The following is a 20,487-nucleotide window of genomic DNA, read 5'->3' on the forward strand; positions in this document are numbered from 1 at the left end:
GCGGGTTTTCACCCGGGCTGCGCGGGTTGTTTCGCCGATACAGGCCTGAATCGCGTATGGCCGCCGATTTTCGCCGCTCATTCGCCACCGGTCTTCGCCAACGTTATTCGCCACCAACATCCGCCACCAACATTCGCCGCCGACGTTTCCCGACCCTCCACTCTCGACGCATTGCGCGCTGGCTTCCGACCCGATGACCGTTCCCGCCGATTCTCCGCCCGAACCTTCCGCCGAACGTTCCATCTCGTCCGACGCCGCGCGAGACGCCCAGCTCGCCCAGGCGCTCGACCGTAGCGCGTGGTTTCGCGCCGCGCCCGCGCCGTTGCGCGACGCGTTGCGCCACGCGGGCCGCGTGCGCGCGCTCAAGGCGGGCGAGCGCCTTTTCATGCGCGGCGACCCCGACGACGGCCTCTACTGCGTGCTCGACGGCGCGGTGCGCGTGGGCGCGGCGGGGATCGGCGGACGCGAGGCGCTGCTGGCCGTGGTCGGCCCGGCGCACTGGTTCGGCGAGATCGCGCTGTTCGACGGCGGTGTGCGCACCCACGACGCCTACGCCGAGCGCGACGCGACGCTCTTCCACGTGCCGCGCGCGGCGCTGGCCGCCTTGCTCGACGCGACGCCCGCCTATTGGCACGCGTTCGGCGTGTTGCTGGCGCAGAAGCTGCGCCTCGCGTTCGACGCCATCGAGGAGACCGCGCTGCTGCCCGCCGCCGCCCGCGTCGCGCGCCGCTTGCTGCTGCTCGCCGACGAATACGGCGAAGCCGCCGCGCGCCGCGTCGTGAACGTGCCGCAGGAGCAACTCGCGCTCATGCTCGCGCTGTCGCGCCAGACGGTGAACCAGATCCTGCGCCAGTTCGAGCGGGAAGGGCTGCTCGCGCTGCGCTACGGCGAAATCGAGATCGTCGATGCGGACGGCCTGGCGCGGCATGCGCAGTGAGCGAGCGCTCACATCGCGTCGCGCATTGCGGACGCTTCGCGTTTGCGCCGACAATGTCCCCGCGATTTGCGCCCCCAATCCCGTTGGCGACTGACGCCAGACCGACTTTCTTCTTTCTCTTTCTTGACACGACACATGACCGACCGCGTCGTCGCCGCCTTCGACTTTGACGGCACCATCACCACCACCGACAGCTTCCGCGCCTTCATGCTCGACACCGCCGGACCGGCGCGCTTCGTGATGGCCGCGCTGCGCTGCCTGCCGTGGCTCATCGGCATCAAACCGGGCTGGTCGCAGCGCGGGCCCACCAAGGCGCGCTTTCTCTACGCCGCGCTGGGCGCCGTGCGCCGCGAGACGCTCGAAGCGGCGGCGCAGCGTTTCGTCGACGAAAAACTGCCCGCGCTGCTGCGCCCGGAGATGCTCGCGCGCGTGCAGGAACATCGCGCGCTCGGCCACGAGGTCGTGCTCGTGAGCGCGTCGCCGTCGATTTATCTGCGTAAGTGGGCGCTCACTGTGGGTATCGACACGGTGCTGGCGAGCGAACTGGCCTGGCGCGACGGCGTGTATGCCGGGCACCTCGCCGGGCAAAACTGCTGGGGCCCGGAGAAAGTCGCGCGGCTGCGCGCGTGGTGGGGCGCGAACGCTCCCGCCACGCTGTACGCTTACGGCGACAGCCGCGGCGACCGTGAAATGGCCGAACTCGCGCAGCACGCGTGGATACGCGGCCAGGCGCCGTTGCCCGCGCTGCTGCCGAACGGCGGATTCGGCCGGGCCTGATTGCCACTCACTGCCGGTGCGTCGCCAACGCCTGGCGGAGGCGGCTGGAAGCGCCGCAGCGCCGAATCACCGAATCACTGAAGTATCGAAGCCATCGCGCCAACCAGCGCCCCACACCCCAACAAGGAGACACCCATGAGCGGACAATGGACCCAGGTGAAGTCGCGCGACGGCGGCGAGTTTCGCGCCTACACGGCGCTGCCGCCCGAGGGCAGCGGTCCCGGCCTCGTGTTGTTGCAGGAGATTTTCGGCGTGAACGGCACGATGCGCGCGCTCGCCGACCGCTACGCCGAGGAAGGCTACGTGGTGATGGTGCCCGACCTGTTCTGGCGCCTGGAGCCGAACGTCGACCTCGGCTACGAAGGCGCCGACGCGCAGAAGGCGTACTCGCTCTACGAACGGTTCGACGTCGATCTCGCGATGCAGGACGTCGCGCAGACGATCGCTGCGCTGCGCGCGCATCCGCAGCATCGCGGCAAGGTGGGCACGGTGGGCTTCTGCCTGGGCGGACGGCTCGCCTATCTGGCCGCCACGCGCACGGACGTGGACTGCGCGATCGGTTATTACGCTGTCGGCCTGGAAAATTATCTCGACGAAGCCGCGCGCATTCAGTGCCCGCTCATGCTGCACTTCGGCGCGGAAGACGCCCATTGCGACGCCGCCACGCGCGAGCGCATCGCCCAGGCGCTGGCGGACCAACCGGGCGTGGAGCTGTACACGTATCCGGGCTGCGATCACGCGTTCGCTTCACCCGCGCGCCCGAGCTTCGACAAGGCCGCGACGATGATGGCGTACTCGCGCACGCTCGCCATGTTGCGCCGCGTGCTTGGCCCGATCTACGACTTCAACGCGCTCTGGGAAGAGCATTGCTATCACGAGTTCGTCGCGCGCAATCCCGACGACGTGATGCCGACGATGGTCGCCGAGCCCTACGTCAACCATATCCCGACGATGACGGGCGGCGTGGGTCACGACGAACTCAAGCGCTTCTACACGCATCATTTCGTGCACTCGAATCCCGCGGACACGCGCCTGATCCCGATCTCGCGCACGATCGGCTCGGATCGCGTGGTCGACGAATTCATCTTCTGCTGCACGCACGACCGCGAGATCGACTGGCTGCTGCCGGGCCTGAAACCCACGGGCCGTTACTTCGAAGTGCCCATGCTGGCCGTGATCTGCTTCCGCGGCAACAAGCTCTACAACGAGCACATCTACTGGGATCAGGCTTCGGTGCTGGCGCAGATCGGGGCGATCGATCCCACCGGCCTGCCGATCGCGGGCGCGCAAGCCGCGAAGAAACTGCTCGACGAAACGCTGCCGTCGAACACGCTGATGGCGCGCGCGTGGAGCGAGAGCGAAGGCAAGCCGTTTTGACGCACGCGGCGCGCGCGCCTGGCGCGCCGCTCAGTTGAACGGGTTATCGACGACGCCGGGTTTCGCGTCCGGCTCGTCGGCGACCCTGGCGGGCAAGTGCGGGTCGGCCTGCAACTTCTTCACGATGTCGTCGATGGCGGCCTTGAGCGCGAGCGCGGCCGCGAGCCCGCGCTTGTCGCGCGTGATCGCCAGCGTGCCTTCGAGCGTCACGCGCGTGCTGCCGTTGCTGAGCGTGAGCGCGTCGCCTTGAACGTTGAGGACGTCTGCGTCGTTTGCGTATGCGTCGAACATCGTCGATTCTCCTTGTGCCGTGCGCGATGGTGCGGCCCGCATTATAGGAAGCCGCGCGTGGGCGCGTCGAATACCCGTCCGCGCTTCCTCATTTCCTACGTCGATTGGCGAACTTTGTTACGTCAAGGTCAGCGCAAGATGACATGGCTTTCGACGTGCTGATGCACATCAAACCGCGCGCGCTAAACCGCAGCGTGAACGGGCAAACCAGTGATGATGACGCACTTGCGCCGACCGGCGCGAATCGCGCCCGCAGGGCAGGGAGTCATCGATGGGAATGCTGGATCAATTAGCGCGCGCCGGCGACGCGGGTTGCGCCGCGCAACACGTGGAAGCGCGGGCGTGACGGTGCGCGCGGAGCTTCACATGCGCGTTGCCGCCACGAGCTTCGCCGGGGTCGCGGCGTTGCTGGGCGTCACGTTGGCATTGAGCGCCTGCACGATCACGCCCTGGCGCACGTCGGGCGGCGACACCTCGCAGGCATCGCCCGGCGCGGGCGCGAAGGGCACGCCGCTCAGCGTGGAAACGTCGCCGGTGCCGGTGGCTTCGCCCGTCGTCGTCGCGCCGATCGGTGGCGCGAACGCGGGTGCGGAGCGCGCGGCGGGGACGTCCGGCCTGTATCGCGTGAAACCCGGCGACACGTTGTATCGCGTGGCCAAGGCGCACAACCAGCGTCCCGCCGACGTCGCAAGCTGGAACAAGCTGCCCACCGACGCGAAGATCCAGACCGGACAACTGCTGCGCGTGGCGCCGCCGGTCGTGGCCGGTGCAGCGAGTGCGGCAGCGGTTGCGCCCGTGGCCAAAGCGGCGGCGACATCGGCGCCGTCGAATGCGGCTTCTGTCGCGCCGAAGGTCGCTGTGAACAGCGCCAAAGCCGAGCCCAAAGCGGAACCCAGGGCCGAAGTCAAAGCCGAGGTGAAAGCCCGCACCGAGGCCCGCAGCCCGCGCTTCGTCTGGCCGATCGAAGGCAGCGTCGCGCAGCCGTTCACGGCAAAGTCGAAGGGCGTGGTGATCGCCGGGCCGGCGGGACAGGACGTCAGGGCCGTCGCGCCCGGTCGCGTGGTCTATGCGGGCAGCGGCATCAAGTCGTATGGCCGGCTCGTCATCGTGAAACACGACGCGCATTTGATCACCGCCTACGGCCGCAATGGCAAACTGCTGGTGAAGCAGGGCGACGCCGTGAAGCAAGGCGAGGTCATCGCCGCGAGCGCGACGGACAGCGCAGGCAAAGCCACGCTCGTGTTCGAGATGCGCGAAGACGGCAAGCCCGTGGACCCGCTTTCGCAGTTGCCGCGGTAAGGGCGGCACGCGTTACCGCCCGGATGGGCAATCACCGGCCAGCGTCGGAACAGTCGTTTCAGGAAGACGAAACCGCATGAACAGAAGAACCTTTCTCACCGGCTCGCTGGGCGCAGCGTGGCTCGCCGCCGCCGCGGGCTGCACGACCACGGGTCCGTCGTCGTCCGCCAACAACACCGCCGCGCGTCGCGAAATCGACGCAGGCGTGGACGAAGCGCTCTCGCGTCTCTATCGCACGGTGCCGGGCTCGTACGAACTCATCGCCAAGGCGCGCGGCGTGCTCGTGTTTCCCGACGTGGTGGGCGCGGGCTTCGTGATCGGCGCGGAGTACGGGCGCGGCGCGTTGCGCGCGGAAGGCAGCACGCTCGGCTATTTCTCGACGATGGGCGGCTCGTTCGGCGCGCAGATCGGCGCGCAGTCGCGCACCATCGTTTATGCGTTCATGACGCGCACCGCGCTCGACCGCTTCAAGCGCAGCAGCGGCTGGAAAGTGGGCGCCGACGCGACCGTCGCCGTGGTGAAGATGGGCGCCAACGGCAGCGTGGACACCAATACGGCGATCAACCCGATCGAAGCCTTCGTGCTCACCAACGCGGGCCTCATGGCTGGCGTGTCGCTCGAAGGCTCGAAGGTGTCGCGGCTCGATCTCTAGCCAGGCGCGCGGCGAGCGCTCAAAAGCCCCAGCGGCTCACGGTAAAACGGTTGCCGTTGAAGGACACGTTGGTCTTGGCCGCCACGTTCGCGGGAATGCCGGGGAACGCCATGCCGCTCTGCGTTTCCAGGTCGCGCACGGGGCGCACGGCATAGCGGTTTTCGGCGGTGTTATCGGCGACGATCGCAAACGCCAGTTGCCGCGACGGCACGTACACGACCTTGAAGATCTGCGTGGGCACCAGCACGCGCGTCGCCCCAATCGTTTGCAATTGCGCGCCCGTGAACAACGGGCCGGTCACGACATACGCCTCGCCGTACTGGCTCGCGAGCTTGCGCACGGCCGTTTCGATGCGCGCCCACAAGCGCTGATTGTTCTCGCGATTCTGCGGCACGATATTCGCCAGCGAGAACGATTCCGCCATGGCCTGCGGATTCCAGCGATTGCCCGCCGGGCTCATGTGGCCGCGATCGAAACCGCTGCGCTTGTAGTCGGCCAGCGTCGCGCCTTCGCCAGCGGGCAGGCGGTCGTCCTCGAAGAACCGATTCGTGCGCGTCATGTCTTTCGCATCTTCCAGATGATCGCGCGTGAGATGTTCCGCCGACCACAGCGGGCCGTGCGTGATGCCCGAGTGCAGCACGACGAAATCGGAATAGCAGAGCAGACGCGTTTTCGGCGCCATGCGCGCGTTCGTGAGCGTCGGGAACTGACCATCGGGCACGAAACTCGAGCAGGCCGGCGCGGCGTGGGCGTGGCTCGCGGCGGCGAACGAAGCGGCAAACAACGCGAATTTCGCGGTGGATACGAACGAGGCGAACAGCTTCTTCATCGAAAGACTGATGGGGAGGAATCAGGCGGGCTGCAAGTATAGCGGGCGCCATCGGGCGCGTGCAGACCGCAACGCTGCGCGGCGTCACGCAATGGGCATCGGCGAAAGCGATCGGGGACGAAAAAACGCCCGCTGCCAGAGCGGGCGTTCGTGCGGATGTTCGGAAGCCGCGACGTCGCATGGCGACGTGGGCGTACAGCAATCAGTCAGATCGACAAACGTTTCGGCAGATCAACGGCAAATCAACCGGCGAACAGCGCATTCTCCGCGCGTACCACCTGGCGATCCACCGCTTGCAGGCGCCACTGGCCTGCCATTTGCGCGCGCGAACGTTCGCACGCCCAGGTGGCGTCGCCGTGCGCGGAACTGATTTCCTGGCGGCGATTCACGTGCAGGCCGCGCAGCGTGCACAGCGGCTCGCTTTCGAGCGGCGCGCACAGCGACGTGATGCCGTCCACGTCGCGTACTTCACCCCATTCGGGCAGGTCGATCCCTTCGTGAGACTCGCGCGACCAGCGGCGCTGGTCGGTGTCGAGCCAGAGCACCGCATAGTCATGATTGACGGTCGGATCGGAACCGTTGATCAAGATCGTAAGTCGCATGGCATCTCCGGAAGTTGGGCTTTTTCGCGCTGGCAATTCCACAGTCTAGGATGTGTACGCCGACAAGCAAGCTCCTCGTGACACGCACGTGTACGGCGAATTGTCGCGCTCGCATCGCGCATTCATGAGGCATTGTCGTGGCGCGAAAGTTCGGCATGAACGTTCGGACTCCATTTGATTTTTGGAGCCGATCATTCACGCGATTCCGGTGATGGGTCGCGAACGTTGCCTGTTTTTCATGCGGCTCGAATCGCTTCCGCGAATGCGCCTCACACGTCCTGCCGATACATCACGAAGCCCGGCTTCACCGCCACGTCGTCGTAAAGACGCATGGCCGTGTGATTGCTTTCGTGCGTGTGCCAGTACACGCGCGCCGAGTTCGACGCTTTGGCGTGCGCATAGACGGCCTCGATCAACGCGCGCCCGACGCCCTGGCCGCGCGCGTCCTCAGCGGTGAAGAGATCCTGCAAATAGCAGATCGGCCCGTCGAGCAGCGTGTGGCGGTGATAAATGAAATGCACGAGACCGAGCAGGCGGCCGCCGCGTTCCGCGACCTGCGCATGCATGGGTTCGTAGCCGTCGAAGAAACGCGACCACGTGATCCGCGTGATGGGTTCGGGCAACGCGGTGGCGTCGAAGCGTCCGTAGAAGCGGTTGTAGCCGTCCCAGAGCGGACGCCATGCGTCGTAGTCGGCGGGGGTGACGGCGCGTACGGTGAGCGCTTCGGTCATGGCAGTCTCCTGGCGGTGTTGATGAAGAGGATGCGGTAACGCATAACGGTGTCGAAGCGTAAGGGATCTGTGGCACCATTGTTAGCCCCACCAAAACCACGAAACATGGAGCCACGAGCTTGGACTACGCGTTGATGATGGCCGCCTACGCGGAGCGCGCCGTGCGCAAGCTCACGCAGCAGGATTTGCTGTACGAGAGCCTGCGCCGCGCGATTCTCGACGGCGATATCGGTTGCGGCACGCGGCTCGCTTCGAGCCGTGCGCTCGCGGAGCAACTGGGCATTGCGCGCAATTCGGTGCTCTATGCGTACGAGCGTCTGGTGGAAGAGGGTTTCGTGAGCGCAACGCGGCATGGCTCCGTTGTCAATGCCGTCAAGTTGGCGACCGGCGCGACCGGCACGAACGGCACGATGCACAGGATTCGCACGGTTGGCGCGGACCCGGCCAATGGTGCGTCGTCGCGCGAACCGAAGCCCCCGCCGCACGAGGCCGAGGCGCCCTTGCTTTCGCGTCGCGCTCGCGCGCTGCCGCCGCGCCGCCCGAGTCACGCGGGCCCCACGGCGCTGCGTCCCGGCACGCCCGCGCTCGATGCGTTCCCGCTCGCGCAGTGGCGCAGTGCCGTCGAGCGGGCGTCGCGCGACGTGCGCGCAAGCGATCTCGGCTACGGCGACAGCGCGGGCCTGCCGGAATTGCGCCAGGCCATCGCGCAGTACGTGCGCGTCTCGCGCGGCGTGCGCTGCCAGCCTGAGCAGGTGTTCGTCACCGACGGCACGCAAACGAGCCTCGACCTTTGTGCGCGTTTGTTCGCGGACGCGGGCGAACGCGTGTGGATCGAGAACCCCGGTTACCTGGGCGCGCGGGTGGCGTTCGCGGCGGCGGCGCTGCAACTCGTGCCCATTGCCGTGGATGCCGCGGGCATGGCCGCGAGCGCGCAAGACTGGCAAACGCAGCCGCCGCGCCTCGTCTATCTCACGCCGTCGCATCAGTATCCGCTCGGTTGCGTATTGAGCCTCGAGCGGCGGCTTGCCATGCTCGACGCGGCGCGTGCATGCGGCGCGTGGATCGTGGAAGACGACTACGACAGCGAGTTGCGCCACGACGGCCCGCCGCTGCCCTCGATCCAGGGTCTCGCCGACGACGCCCCCGTGATCTATCTCGGCACCTTCAGCAAGACGCTGTTTCCCGCGTTGCGGCTCGGCTTCATGATCGTGCCGCCCGGCGTGGCCGCGCAGATCGCGACCGCGCATCGCACACTCGCGCGCCAGGGGCGCGTGACCGAACAGCTCGCGCTGGCGGACTTCATCGAAAGCGGCCGTTACGCGCGCCATTTGCGGCGCATGCGCAAGCTCTACGAAGAACGTCGCGACGGCCTCGTGGCCGCCATCGGCAAACATCTACAAGGAATCCTGACTATTTCCGCCGACGCGGGCGGCATGCATTTGAGCGTGCGCCTCGACGCGCCGCTGGCCGATGTCGACGTGAGCCACGCCGCGCGCGCGCACGGTCTGTTTCTTTCACCGCTGAGCGCGTTTTGCATGGATGCCGCCGCCGCGCATTACAACGGCTTTTTGCTCGGCTATGCGGAAACCTCGCCCGCCGCCGCCGACACGCTGATGCAGACACTCGCGCGCGTGGTGCACGAGTGTCTGCGGGCGCAGTGACTTACTTGTGTCCCGCGACGGCGTGCGGCAGATACGGCGACTCGAGCGCCTTGATCTCTTCTTCGGTGAGCTTGATCGAGAGCGCGGCCACGGCGTCTTCGAGATGCTTGGGCTTCGAAGCACCGATGATCGGCGAGGTGATCACGGGCTTGTTCAGCAGCCACGCGAGCGCGATTTGCGCGCGTGAGACGCCGCGTGCGTTCGCAATGTTCGCCACGGCCTCGATAATCGCGCGGTCGGCGTCGGCGCCATAGAGCGTCTTGCCGAACGTGTCGCTTTCCTCGCGCTCGCTGGTGGCGTTGTAGTCACGCGTGAGACGGCCGCGCGCGAGCGGGCTCCACGGCATCACGGCCACGCCTTGATCCGCGCACAGCGGCAGCATTTCGCGTTCTTCCTCGCGATACAGCAGGTTCACGTGATCCTGCATGCTGACGAACTCGGTCCAGCCATGTTCGCGCGACGTGTAGAGCGCCTTGCTGAACTGCCACGCGTACATGGACGAAGCGCCGATATAGCGCGCCTTACCCGCCTTCACGACATCGTTCAGCGCTTCCAGCGTTTCCTCGATGGGCACGTTGTAGTCCCAGCGGTGAATCTGGTAGAGGTCGACGTAGTCGGTGCCGAGGCGCTTCAGGCTGTTGTCGATTTCGGCAAAAATGGCCTTGCGCGACAAGCCCTGACCGTTCGGGCCCGGACGCATGCGGTTGAAGACCTTGGTGGCGAGCACGACGTCGTCGCGCTTCACGAAGTCGCGCAGCGCGCGGCCCACGATTTCTTCGGAGGTGCCGTCCGAATACGTGTTCGCGGTGTCGAAGAAGTTGATGCCGGCATCGAGCGCCTGGCGGATCAGCGGACGGCTCGCGTCTTCATTGAGCGTCCACGGGTGCGTGCCGCGCTCGGGCACGCCGTAGGTCATGCAGCCGAGACAAAGGCGCGAAACTTCCAGCCCTGTCGAGCCGAACCTGACGTAGTCCATTGCTGTTGCTCCTTGCGGTTGGCCAAGTGTTTAGCCGATTGAAAGCAACGCGGCGCGCATGGCGCGCGCCGCGAACTTTCGCAAGGGTATAACAGCGCGGCCTTTCGTGCAGGCCGCCATCGCTTGCCGCGCGCCGCTCAGAACATCTCCATCACGCGGTGATACAGCATGCCGATCTCGAGCGCGGGCCGCCGCCATGCCGGGCCGAACGGAAAGCGCGCGTGACGCAGCTTCGCGAACAGGTCGAACGCGGCGTGTTCGCCGGCGATGGCCTGCGCCACCACGCGCCCGGCAATGCCCGTGAGCGCCACGCCGTGACCGGAAAAGCCCTGCACGTAGAAGTAGTTCGGATCGACGGCGCCGAAGTCGGGGGCGCGATTGCGCGTGACGTCGACGAAACCGCCCCACGCGTATTCCACGCGTGCGTGCCCGAGTTGCGGGAACACGCCGGTCATGCGCGCCTGCATCGCGGCGGCGAGTTGGTCGGGCGCCGCGCTGGTGGAGTCGGCGCGGCCGCCGAACAGCATGCGGTCGTCGGCGGAAACGCGGAAGTAGTCGAGAAAGAAGTTGTTGTCGCACACGGCAGAACGTTGCGCGATCAACGAGTTGGCCAGGTCCCGGCCGAGCGGTTCCGTGGCGATGATGTACGAGGCGATGGGCGCGATGCGCGCGGCCACGGCTTCGGGCAGCACGCCGCCGGGCGCGGCGTTGCAACACGACACCACGAAGCGGCAGCGCACTTCGCCGTGCGCCGTCTTCACGACGGGTTGCGCGCCGCGCACGACTTCGGTGGCGCGGGAATGCGCGAACAGGCGGGCGCCTTCGCGGCGTGCGGCATCGGCGAGACCCAGGCAGTATTTGAGCGGATGCAGGTGTCCGGAGACAGGATCGAACACGCCCGCGATGTAGCGCTGCGAGGCCACGTGCGCACGCGTGGCGTCGGTGTCGAGCCACTCGAGGCGGTCGTAGCCCCAACGCTTGTGCGCGGCATCCATCCACGCGCGCAGGTCGGGCACGCGTTTCGGTCTGGTTGCCACGGTCACGTAGCCCGGCGTGAAATCGCAGTCGATGCCGTAACGCGCAATGCGCTCGCGCACGAGGTTCACGCCTTCGACCGACAACGCCCAGGCCGCACGAATGCCGCGCGCGCCGAGCTGCTGTTCGAGCACGTCGTCTTTCGCGAAACCCACCAGCGTCTGGCCGCCGTTGCGGCCCGAGGCGCCCCAGCCCGGCCGATGCGCGTCGAGCACGACCACCGACATGCCGCGCGCGCGGCATTCCAGCGCGACCGAGAGCCCGGCGAAGCCCGCGCCGATCACGCACACGTCGGCGTCGAGCGTGCCTTCGAGCACGGGGTCGTCGGCGGCGGGGCGCGTGGCGGTGGCTTCGTAGTACGAGTGGCGGGCGAGGGCGTCCGCCTGGGCGTCGAGGTCGAGTGTCATCAAAGCAGATCCTTCATTCGATACCACGCCATCGCGAGGACGAGCGCAGGGGTACGCAGTGTAGCGCCGCCGGGGAAATCGCGGTGACGGATCTTGCCGAACAGATCGAAGCGCGCGGCCTGGCCGTGGATGGCTTCGGCGATCAACTGGCCCGCGAGCCCCGTGGTGTTCACGCCGTGGCCGGAGAAGCCTTGCGCGAAATACACGTTGGGCGAGAGGCGGCCGAAATGCGGCGCGCGATTCATGGTGATGTCGACGTAGCCGCCCCATGCGTAATCGATCTGGACGTCGGCGAGTTGCGGAAACGTCTTCAGCATGTCGCGGCGCATGGCCGCGCCGAGGTCGGGCGGCGCGAAAGTGGAATAACTCACTTTGCCGCCCCACAGCAAACGCGTGTCGGGTGCAGGCCGGAAGTAGTCGAGCACGAAGCGGCTGTCGCACACGGCCGCCTGCGCGGGCATGAGTTCGCTCATGCGTTGCGCGCCGAGCGGTTTCGTGGCGATCACGTAGGTGCCCACGGGCATGATCTTGCGGGCGAGCGCGGGCGCGAGATCGCCTACGAAGGTGTTGCACGCGAGCACGACGAACTTCGCACGCACGTTGCCGCGCGCGGTTTCGACGACGTGCGCGCCACGCGCCTCGCGCAAGCGCGTGACCGGCGAGTTCTCGTAGATGCACACGCCCGCAGCGCTCGCGGCACGCGCGAGCCCGAGCGTGTAGTTGAGCGGATGCAGGTGGCCGCTATCGGGATCGTAGAGGCCGCCGGGATAGCGCGCGGATTGCACGAACTCGCGCACGCCTTCGCCATCGACATAACGGAAGCCGTGATAGCCGAAGCGTCGCGCGGCCTCGTCGCGCCATTGCTGTAACGCATGCGTGTCGCGTGGCTTGTTCGCGGCGGTGAAATAGCCTTCGGTCAAGGCGCAGTCGATCCGATGCTGTGCCACGCGGCGCTTCACGATCTCGAGCGTTTCCTGGCCCATGCCCCACATCAGACGCACGTCGGCTTCCGGCATGTATTGCGCGAACGTGTCCATGCCGCAGGCAAAGCCACCGATCAATTGCCCGCCGTTGCGCCCGCTCGCGGCCCATCCCACGCGCGATGCTTCGATCAGGACAACGGAATAACCGCGCTCGGCGAGATTGAGCGCGGCCGATACGCCGGTTAGCCCCGCGCCGATCACGCAGACATCGGCGTGCTGCGAGCCTTCGAGCGCGGAATGCGGCGTGGTGTCGTTGACGGTGGCCGCGTACCACGAAGGCGCGTGCGGTTGATTCGCGAATTTGAGCATAGAGAAAGCGCGGCGGGTGGCCACTGAACGACGCGGGTCGCCCGCCGTCGCGCTGTTAGAACGAGTAGATGAACTGCGCGCCGAGCAGATCGTTGCTCTTGCTGTACGAGCCGTCGTTGCGCAGGAATACGCGCTGCGAGGACCAGTCGTGGCGATATTCGACCTTCACTGTGATCGCCTGCGTGGGGTAGAACAGCAGATCGAGCGCCACGTCCTGACGCACCGCGCCCTTGCACTCGAAGCCGTAACCGCCGCCCGCCTGCGAATTCGCGAGGCAATCCGCGCCAATGCCGAAACCGTTGTACGGGTCCATGCCGTTCGAATTCAACGCGACGCCGCCGCCACCGCCGCCGTTCTTCGTGTCGGCGAGCAGGTCGTAACGCAGCGTCGCGCCCATGCGGCCGACCACCGGCGCGTTGAACTTGCGATGCGCGAGCAGCGAGAAGCCGTACCACTGCGCGTTGCCGCCGTTGAATGCGGCGCGCTGCTGCTGGCCGTAATCGAGTTCGGCGTTGTATTGAATGTCGGCGAGCGTGTAGGTCGCGTCGAGTTCGCCGAACAGGAAGTAGCCGCCCGAGCTCGCCGCCTGGCCGCCCACGCCATAGGTCGTCGTGCCCGAGGTGGCGTCGAACGCGCTTGGCAGCGTTTGACGCCCGACGTTGACCGAGCCGCCGATATCGAGCGCGCTCGACATCGTGTAGTCCGCGCGTGCCGTGAAGGTCGGGATCTTGTTGCTCGCGGTGATCGGGTCGCCCAGCGCGTTCTGGCCGGTTTGCGTGGTCGCGCCATAGGTGCGGTACTGCTCGTTGCCCACCATGAACTTGAAGGCCCACTTGCTGCCGTCGGGCGTGTAGTTCCAGCCCACGCCCACGTAGCTGCCCGGGTCCGAGAAGTCGTAGAGCAGGTTGTGCGTGAGCGTGAGCATCTGGTTCGACTGCTGCACTTCGTAGCCGCCAAAGCTCGGCATCAAACCGGCGACGAACGTGCTCGTCGACGTCATCGGAATCGTGATGACCGCCGTGTTCAGGATGTTGTTGCCGATATTGCCGTGCGAGTCCTGCAGCAGCGTGATGCCGTTGCCGCGATTGGGCATGAGCGTGATTTCGGCCGAAGGCGCCATCGGGCCCACGCCGAACGTCTTCTTGATGTCGAGATAGAGATCGCCGAACGTGCTGTTGAAGTAGTTGTAGACGCTTTCGTGATTCGCGAACAGGAACGACGAACTGCTGCCCGCGCGGTTATACAAGTAGGTGGGGTCGAGATAGCCGGTGATCGACAGACCCGCGAGCGGGCCGGTCGTGGCCGCGTCGGTGAGCGAATCCACCTTGAGTTGCTGGCTCGCGATCTGCTGCTTCATCGAGTCGACGTCGTCGTTGGTCAGGCGCGCGGGCGCCTTGCCGTAATCGGGCGAACTAATGTCGATGGCGGGCGCGGGTGCCGCCGCCGTGCCCGCGCTACTCGCCACGATTGGCGCATTCTTCCCGCCTGTTTTCGATTGTGCGATCTCGGTCTTGAGCGACTTCACCTCCTTTTGCAGCGCATTGAGCTGCGCCTGCAGGGCTTTGATCTGTTCGCTGGTCGAGTCCGCCAATGCGAGCCCAGGCAGTGCCCCGGCCACCAGCAAACAGATTAGCTTCTTCTTCATTGGGAATTCTCCTTGTCGTTATGGCAGAGTCGTTCGAGTGGGTCAGGCAGCGCGTCGCCCGATCGGCGCGCCCACGGCGGTTGCGGGCGGCGTCAGGCTTTCGGCGGGGTCGGGTTGGACGAAGGCGAGTTGCATGTCGCGCATGCGCTTCTTTTCGCGTGCGCTCATCAACTGGTTCACGGCAATCACGCCGATCGTGACGGCGGTGATGAAGAGCGTGGCGAGCGCGTTCATCTCCGGATTGAGGCCCAGACGCACGCGCGAGAACACCACGAGCGGCAGCGTGGTCGAGCCCGGGCCCGAGAGGAACGCGGAGAGCACGAGGTCGTCGATCGAGAGCGTGAACGAGAGCAGCCAGCCCGAGAGCAGCGCCTGCGAGATGAGCGGCAAGGTGACGACGAAGAACACCTTGAGCGGCGTTGCGCCGAGATCGAGCGCCGCTTCTTCGAGCGACTGGTTCATCTCCTTCACGCGCGACTGCACGATGATCGCCACATACGACACGCACAGCATGACGTGACCGATCCAGATCGTGACGATGCCGCGCCCCTTCGGCCAGCCGAGCATCTGTTCGAGCGCGACGAACAGCAGCAGCAGCGAAATGCCCTGAATGACTTCGGGAATCACGAGCGGCGCGTTGATCATGCCCGTGTAAAGCGTGAAGCCGCGAAAGCGACCCATGCGCGCGAGCACGAAGCCCGCCCACGTGCCGATCACCACCGAGGCGAACGCCGTCATCAAGCCGATCTTCAGCGAGAGCCACGCGGCGGAAAGCAGTTCGTCATCCTGAAGAAGCGCCGCATACCATTTGAGCGAGAAGCCCGACCATACCGTCACGAGCTTCGACTCGTTGAACGAGTACACGACGAGACTGACGATGGGGATATAGAGAAACAGAAAGCCGAACGTGAGCACGCCGGATTGCAGGGTTCGATTGGGCTTGATCATTTCGCTTCCTCCAGTTCCTTGACCTGGTAGTACTGAAAGACCGCCATCGGCACGAGCAGCAGCAACACCATCGCCACGGTCACGGCGGAGGCCATCGGCCAGTCCATGTTGTTGAAGAACTCGTCCCACATCACGCGGCCGATCATGAGCGTGTCCGCGCCGCCCAGCAGTTCGGGAATCACGTACTCGCCCACGGCGGGAATGAACACGAGCAGGCTGCCCGCGATGATTCCGTTCTTCGAGAGCGGCAAGGTGATCTGCGTGAATGCGACCCATGGCTTCGCGCCGAGGTCGTACGCGGCTTCGAGCAGCGTGAGATCCATCTTCACGAGATGCGCGTAGAGCGGCATTACCATGAACGGCAGATACGAATAGACCATGCCGATATAGACGCCCGCGTCGCTGTGATAGAGGCGCAGCGGCGAGTGAATCAGGCCAATGGCCATGAGCGCGTGATTGAGCAGGCCGTCGTCCTTGAGAATGCCGATCCACGCATATACGCGAATAAGAAACGACGTCCAGAACGGCAGCATCACGCCCATCATCAGCAAGTTGCGCGTGGCCGGATTCGAACGCGCGATGTAGTAAGCGATGGGATAGCCGATCAACAAGCAGAAGAACGTGGAGACCGCCGCCATCTTCAGCGAGCTGATATAGGTGGCGATATAGAGGCTGTCTTGCAGCAGGAACGCGTAGTGGCCGAGTTGCAGTGCGAAATGCACCATGCCGTCTTTCATTTCGACGAGGTTGGAGTAGGGCGGAATGCCCATCACCTGATCGGCGAAACTGATTTTCAGCACAAGCACGAACGGCAGCGCGAAGAACACGGCGAGCCACAGGAACGGCACGCCGATCACGGTCGTGCGGCCTGAAGGTACGAAGCGTCGGGCGAAGCGCGTGAGGACAGTGGCGCGCGCGGTATTCGGCGCCGTGGTGGCGCGCGGCGAAGGGGTAAGCGAGGTACTCATTGACGTGTCCTCCTCATTGCGTGAGCACGACGCCGCTCGCCGGCGACCACGAGACGTACACGTCGTCGTTCCAGGCGGGCGCGCCTTCGTTCATGAGATGCGAGCTGGAAAGATTCGAGACCACGACCTTGCCGCCCGGCAAGCGCACGTGATAGAGCGAGTAGCTGCCCATGTAGGCCACGTCGGTGACCACGCCGCGCGCCCAGTTGTGTGCGGCGCCGGGCTTGTCGCGCGTCACGCGCACGCGCTCGGGACGTACGGAAATGCCCACCGGCATGCCGAGCGGACCTGTTACGCCGTGGCTCACGTACATGCGCGCCTCGAGGTCTTCGCTTTCCACGTAGATGTGATCGGGCTCGTCCTCCACGACCTTGCCTTCGAACAGATTGGTCGAGCCGATGAATTCGGCGGAGAAGCGGCTATTGGGGAACTCGTAGACTTCGCCTGGCGAACCGATCTGCACGATGCGGCCTTCGCTCATCACTGCGAGACGGTTCGCCATCGTCATCGCCTCTTCCTGGTCGTGCGTGACCATCACACAGGTGACATCCACTTTCTCGATGATGTTCACGAGTTCGAGCTGCGTCTTCTGGCGGATCTTCTTGTCGAGCGCCGACATGGGCTCGTCGAGCAGCAGCAGCTTCGGACGCTTGACGAGCGAACGCGCGAGCGCGACGCGCTGTTGCTGGCCGCCGGAGAGTTGATGCGGTTTGCGCTTCGCATAGCGGCTCATCTGCACGAGATGGAGCGCATCCGCCACACGCTCGCGAATCTCGTTCTTCGGCACGCCCTCCTGCTTCAGACCGAACGCGACGTTCGACTCCACCGTCATGTGCGGAAACAGCGCGTAGGACTGGAACATCATGTTGACGGGGCGGCGATACGGCGGCAGTGCCGCGAGGTCTTCGCCATCCACGAAGATCTTGCCGGAGGTCGCTGTTTCCAGCCCGGCCAGCATGCGCAGCAGCGTGGACTTGCCGCAGCCCGAACTGCCGAGCAGTGCGAACAGTTCGTTCTTCGCGATGTTCAGGCTCACGTTGTTGACGGCGATGCTTTCGCCGAACTTCTTGACGACGTTTTCGATGCGCACGAAGGCGTCGTGACTGGACGCCCTGGCGCTGGCGCGCGCGGCTTCCGATGCAGTGACTTGAGACGTCGAATTCATGATGTAAGCAGGGTTCCTTTCTGATCGCAGTACGTTTTTCAGGCGCAAGCCGGCCCGCACGGGGCGCGTGAGCGGCTCGCGGAAATCAGTACTGCGAACGGAGCTGAGGAGGCTCGCGCGCGTCGTTTCTTCAATGGGCGGCGTCGCGCGAGCGGACTACGGCATGCGAACTTCAGGCGGCGAGGGGTCGAGCGATCCCTCCTCCGCGCGTTGTCTCCTTCCTTCTCCTTCGGGATCGGTGCGTCAGTGGCCCGTTTTCAGCTGCGACCAGAGACGGTTTTCGAGGCGCAGGATTTCGGCCGGCATCGGCTTCATCAGCGTCATCTTCTTGAGCACGTCGTCGGACGGATACACGGTCTGATCCTGCGCGACGGCCGGCGTCACGAACTGGCGGGCCGCCTTGTTCGCGGTGGGATAGAACACCTCGTTGGTGATGGCGGCGTTGACCTTCGGGTCCGAGATGTAGTTGATCCACTTCATGGCGGCTTCGGGATGCGGCGCGTCCTTCGGCACGACCATCACGTCGAACCACAGCAGGCCGCCTTCCTTCACGTTCGAGAACTTGATGTGATACGAGCGCTTGGCCTCTTCCGCACGGCGATGCGCGATGCCCACGTCGCCCGACCAGCCCACGGCCACGCAGATGTCGTTGTTCACGAGGTCGTTGATATAGCCCGACGAGTTGAACTGCGTGATGTACGGGCGCACCTTCTTGAGCGTTTCATACGCGGCCTGGTAGTCGGCGGGGTTCGTGCTGTTCGGGTCCTTGTGCAGATACTGCAGCGTGGCGGCGAACACGTCGGCGGCCTGATCGAGGAACGAGACGCCGCAGCCCTTGAGCTTCGAGAGATTCGCGGGGTCGAACACGAGCGCCCACGTGTCGGTCGGCGCGTTGCCGCCGAACGCCTTCTGCACCGCTTCGTCGTTGTAGCCAATGCCGTCCGTGCCATAGGCCCAGGGCACCCCGTACTGATTGCCCGGGTCGGCGTCGGCGATCATGTGCATGAGCACGGGATCGAGGTTCGCGAGATTCGGAATCTTCGACTTGTCGAGCTTCTGGTACACACCGGCCTGAATCTGCTTGGCCATGTAGTTCGAAGTGGGCACGACGATGTCGTAGCCCGAGCTACCCGCGAGTAGCTTCGCTTGCAGCGTGTCGTCGCTATCGTAGTTGTCGTACTTGACGTGAATGCCCGTTTGCTTTTCGAAGTTCGGGATCGTGTCCTTCGCAATGTAGTCGGACCAGTTGTAGACGTTCAGTTCCGTGTCGGCGGCGTGGCTCGATGTGGCCGTGAGACCCGCGCACGTGGCGAGGGCAGCGATCGCGACTGCATGACGAAGATGACTCACACTCATGTTGATTTCCCCAGAAGGTCAAGTTCGGCGCGCGGCGTTTCACCCGCCCGCATGCGCCGGCACCCCGTCGTGTGCCGCGCGCCGTTGGACAAGTGGCGTTAGGAAAGACCCAGTTGTTGCGCGGTGGCGTCGACGGCGTGCTTCGCCTTCGACACGATTTCGTCGATCTCGCCGTGCGTGACCACGAGCGGCGGCGAGAGCAGCATGCGGTCGCCGGTGGCGCGCATGATGAGATTGCCGTTGAAGCAGAAGTCGCGGCAGATCGTGCCCACGTCGCCGCCATTCGCGAAGCGCTTGCGCGTGGCCGGATCTTCGGCGAGTTGCAAGCCGGCCACGAGACCCGTGCCCGCGATGTCGCCAACAATCGGATGATTGGCGAAGGTTTCGCGCAACCGCTGCTGGAAATAGGGACCGGTATCCGACTTCACGCGCGCCACGATGCCTTCGTCGCGCAACAGCTTGAGATTGGCGATGGCCACGGCGGCCGCCACGGGATGCCCCGAGTACGTGAGGCCGTGATTGAACTCGCCGTTCTCGATGAGTGCTTTCGCGATGCGGTCATGAAGGCCCACGGCGCCCATCGGCACATAACCGCTGGTGAGGCCCTTCGCCATGGTGATGAGGTCGGGCTCGAAGCCGAAGTGCTCATGCGCGAACCATTCGCCGGTGCGGCCGAAGCCGCCGATCACCTCGTCGGCGCACAGCAGCACGTCGTATTTGCGGCAAATGCGTTGAATTTCCGGCCAGTACGTGGAAGGCGGGAAGATCACGCCGCCCGCGCCCTGGAACGGCTCGCCGATAAAGGCGGCCACGTTCTGCGCGCCCACTTCGAGTATCTTCGCTTCGAGTTGCTGCGCGCGCGCGAGGCCGAATTCCTCGGGCGTCAGGTTGCCTTCGGCTTCGCCGTAAAAATACGGCTGGTCGATATGCACGATGTTCTCGACCTTCGACGGCATCTGCTCGTGCATGTAGCCCATGCCGCCGAGCGTGCCGCCCGCGATGGTCGAGCCGTGATACGCGTTGCGGCGCGAGATGACAACCTTCTTCGAAGGCTTGCCTTGCGTGAGCCAGAACTGATGCACGATGCGCAGCACCGTGTCGTTGCCTTCGGAGCCGCTGTTGCAATAGAAGAAGTGATTGAACGGCGCGGGCGTGATTTGCGCGAGCAGCGTGGAAAGCTCGATCACGGGCGGGTGCGTGGTCTTGAAGAACGTGTTGTAGAACGGCAGTTCCTGCATTTGCCGATAACCGGCCTCGGCGAGTTCCTTCCGGCCGTAACCCACGTTCACGCACCACAGGCCCGCCATGCCGTCGATGATCTTGTTGCCTTCCGAGTCCCACAGGTACACGCCTTTCGCCTTCACGATCACGCGGCTGCCCGCCTTGTTGAGCGAGCCCATGTCTGAGAACGGATGAATGTGATGCGCGGCGTCGAGCGCGCGGTATTCGCCGGTCGAACGGGATGGTTGCGCGCGCAACGTAGTGGGAATGTCCTCGATTGCGCTGGCCGGGGCGTCGATTCGATAGCTCATGTCTTGT

Annotated in this window: 19 protein-coding genes; 6 read left to right on the top strand and 13 right to left on the bottom strand. The window is 65.3% G+C overall.

Annotation, left to right across the window (positions count from 1 at the left end; translation table 11 throughout):
* Window positions 1-193: 193 nt before the first annotated feature.
* From FAZ98_RS19085 to FAZ98_RS19095, 3 genes are all read left to right on the top strand, one after another.
* A complete protein-coding gene (locus FAZ98_RS19085; protein ID WP_158952857.1) occupies window positions 194-937 on the top strand; it encodes a Crp/Fnr family transcriptional regulator in 744 nt (247 codons plus the stop codon).
* A gap of 135 nt (window positions 938-1,072) precedes the next feature.
* Window positions 1,073-1,714 (top strand): HAD family hydrolase, encoded by a 642-nt coding sequence (locus tag FAZ98_RS19090; RefSeq protein ID WP_158952859.1) that lies wholly within the window; start codon window positions 1,073-1,075, stop codon window positions 1,712-1,714.
* Window positions 1,715-1,849: 135 nt separating this feature from the next.
* On the top strand, window positions 1,850-3,091 hold the full coding sequence (locus tag FAZ98_RS19095) for a dienelactone hydrolase family protein (RefSeq protein WP_158952861.1): 1,242 nt from the start codon (window positions 1,850-1,852) through the stop codon (window positions 3,089-3,091).
* Between the two features lie 30 nt (window positions 3,092-3,121).
* On the opposite strand, the gene FAZ98_RS19100 is transcribed toward FAZ98_RS19095, so the two are convergent.
* Window positions 3,122-3,382: a hypothetical protein gene (locus FAZ98_RS19100; protein WP_158952863.1), complete on the bottom strand. Its 261-nt coding sequence runs from the start codon at window positions 3,380-3,382 to the stop codon at window positions 3,122-3,124.
* A gap of 366 nt (window positions 3,383-3,748) precedes the next feature.
* On the opposite strand from FAZ98_RS19100, the gene FAZ98_RS19105 reads away from it, so the two are divergent.
* Together FAZ98_RS19105 and FAZ98_RS19110 are read left to right on the top strand one after the other, a co-directional pair.
* Window positions 3,749-4,681: a M23 family metallopeptidase gene (locus tag FAZ98_RS19105; RefSeq protein WP_158952864.1), complete on the top strand. Its 933-nt coding sequence runs from the start codon at window positions 3,749-3,751 to the stop codon at window positions 4,679-4,681.
* Between the two features lie 76 nt (window positions 4,682-4,757).
* The gene (locus FAZ98_RS19110) at window positions 4,758-5,333 is read left to right on the top strand and encodes a BPSL1445 family SYLF domain-containing lipoprotein (protein ID WP_158952866.1); all 576 of its coding nucleotides are present in this window, start codon (window positions 4,758-4,760) and stop codon (window positions 5,331-5,333) included.
* Window positions 5,334-5,352: 19 nt separating this feature from the next.
* Here the strand turns inward: FAZ98_RS19110 and FAZ98_RS19115 are convergent, their stop codons facing one another.
* The 3 genes from FAZ98_RS19115 to FAZ98_RS19125 all read right to left on the bottom strand — a co-directional run bounded on the left by FAZ98_RS19115 (window position 5,353) and on the right by FAZ98_RS19125 (window position 7,495).
* Window positions 5,353-6,162, bottom strand: a complete 810-nt coding sequence (locus tag FAZ98_RS19115; protein WP_158952867.1) for a DNA/RNA non-specific endonuclease — start codon at window positions 6,160-6,162, stop codon at window positions 5,353-5,355.
* Between the two features lie 242 nt (window positions 6,163-6,404).
* Complete coding sequence (locus FAZ98_RS19120) at window positions 6,405-6,764, bottom strand: DUF3564 domain-containing protein (RefSeq protein ID WP_158952869.1); 360 nt, start codon at window positions 6,762-6,764, stop codon at window positions 6,405-6,407.
* A gap of 269 nt (window positions 6,765-7,033) precedes the next feature.
* Window positions 7,034-7,495, bottom strand: a complete 462-nt coding sequence (locus FAZ98_RS19125) for a GNAT family N-acetyltransferase (RefSeq protein WP_158952870.1) — start codon at window positions 7,493-7,495, stop codon at window positions 7,034-7,036.
* Between the two features lie 119 nt (window positions 7,496-7,614).
* Between FAZ98_RS19125 and pdxR the strand changes: the two genes are divergently transcribed.
* A complete protein-coding gene (pdxR, locus tag FAZ98_RS19130) occupies window positions 7,615-9,156 on the top strand; it encodes a MocR-like pyridoxine biosynthesis transcription factor PdxR (protein WP_407672077.1) in 1,542 nt (513 codons plus the stop codon).
* 1 nt (window position 9,157) lies between these two features.
* Here the strand turns inward: pdxR and FAZ98_RS19135 are convergent, their stop codons facing one another.
* From FAZ98_RS19135 to FAZ98_RS19175, 9 genes are all read right to left on the bottom strand, one after another.
* A complete protein-coding gene (locus FAZ98_RS19135) occupies window positions 9,158-10,132 on the bottom strand; it encodes an aldo/keto reductase (protein ID WP_158952872.1) in 975 nt (324 codons plus the stop codon).
* Window positions 10,133-10,269: 137 nt separating this feature from the next.
* On the bottom strand, window positions 10,270-11,574 hold the full coding sequence (locus FAZ98_RS19140) for an NAD(P)/FAD-dependent oxidoreductase (protein WP_158952874.1): 1,305 nt from the start codon (window positions 11,572-11,574) through the stop codon (window positions 10,270-10,272).
* Window positions 11,574-12,866: an NAD(P)/FAD-dependent oxidoreductase gene (locus FAZ98_RS19145; RefSeq protein ID WP_158952876.1), complete on the bottom strand. Its 1,293-nt coding sequence runs from the start codon at window positions 12,864-12,866 to the stop codon at window positions 11,574-11,576. The genes FAZ98_RS19140 and FAZ98_RS19145 overlap by 1 nt, the downstream gene beginning before the upstream one ends.
* 55 nt (window positions 12,867-12,921) lie before the next feature.
* Window positions 12,922-14,511 (bottom strand): DUF3138 family protein, encoded by a 1,590-nt coding sequence (locus FAZ98_RS19150; RefSeq protein WP_158952878.1) that lies wholly within the window; start codon window positions 14,509-14,511, stop codon window positions 12,922-12,924.
* A gap of 42 nt (window positions 14,512-14,553) precedes the next feature.
* Window positions 14,554-15,459: an ABC transporter permease subunit gene (locus FAZ98_RS19155; protein ID WP_158952879.1), complete on the bottom strand. Its 906-nt coding sequence runs from the start codon at window positions 15,457-15,459 to the stop codon at window positions 14,554-14,556.
* Window positions 15,456-16,427: an ABC transporter permease subunit gene (locus FAZ98_RS19160; protein ID WP_158952881.1), complete on the bottom strand. Its 972-nt coding sequence runs from the start codon at window positions 16,425-16,427 to the stop codon at window positions 15,456-15,458. Before FAZ98_RS19160 ends, FAZ98_RS19155 begins: the two co-directional genes overlap by 4 nt.
* A 13-nt stretch (window positions 16,428-16,440) precedes the next feature.
* Window positions 16,441-17,592, bottom strand: a complete 1,152-nt coding sequence (locus tag FAZ98_RS19165; RefSeq protein WP_158952883.1) for an ABC transporter ATP-binding protein — start codon at window positions 17,590-17,592, stop codon at window positions 16,441-16,443.
* Window positions 17,593-17,835: 243 nt separating this feature from the next.
* Window positions 17,836-18,948 carry a polyamine ABC transporter substrate-binding protein gene (locus tag FAZ98_RS19170; RefSeq protein WP_158952885.1) on the bottom strand — a complete coding sequence of 371 codons (1,113 nt, stop codon included), beginning with the start codon at window positions 18,946-18,948 and terminating at the stop codon, window positions 17,836-17,838.
* Between the two features lie 98 nt (window positions 18,949-19,046).
* Window positions 19,047-20,480: an aspartate aminotransferase family protein gene (locus FAZ98_RS19175; RefSeq protein WP_158952887.1), complete on the bottom strand. Its 1,434-nt coding sequence runs from the start codon at window positions 20,478-20,480 to the stop codon at window positions 19,047-19,049.
* Between the last annotated feature and the right edge of the window lie 7 nt (window positions 20,481-20,487).

The organism is Paraburkholderia acidisoli, from assembly GCF_009789675.1.
GTDB classification, from domain to species: domain Bacteria; phylum Pseudomonadota; class Gammaproteobacteria; order Burkholderiales; family Burkholderiaceae; genus Paraburkholderia; species Paraburkholderia acidisoli.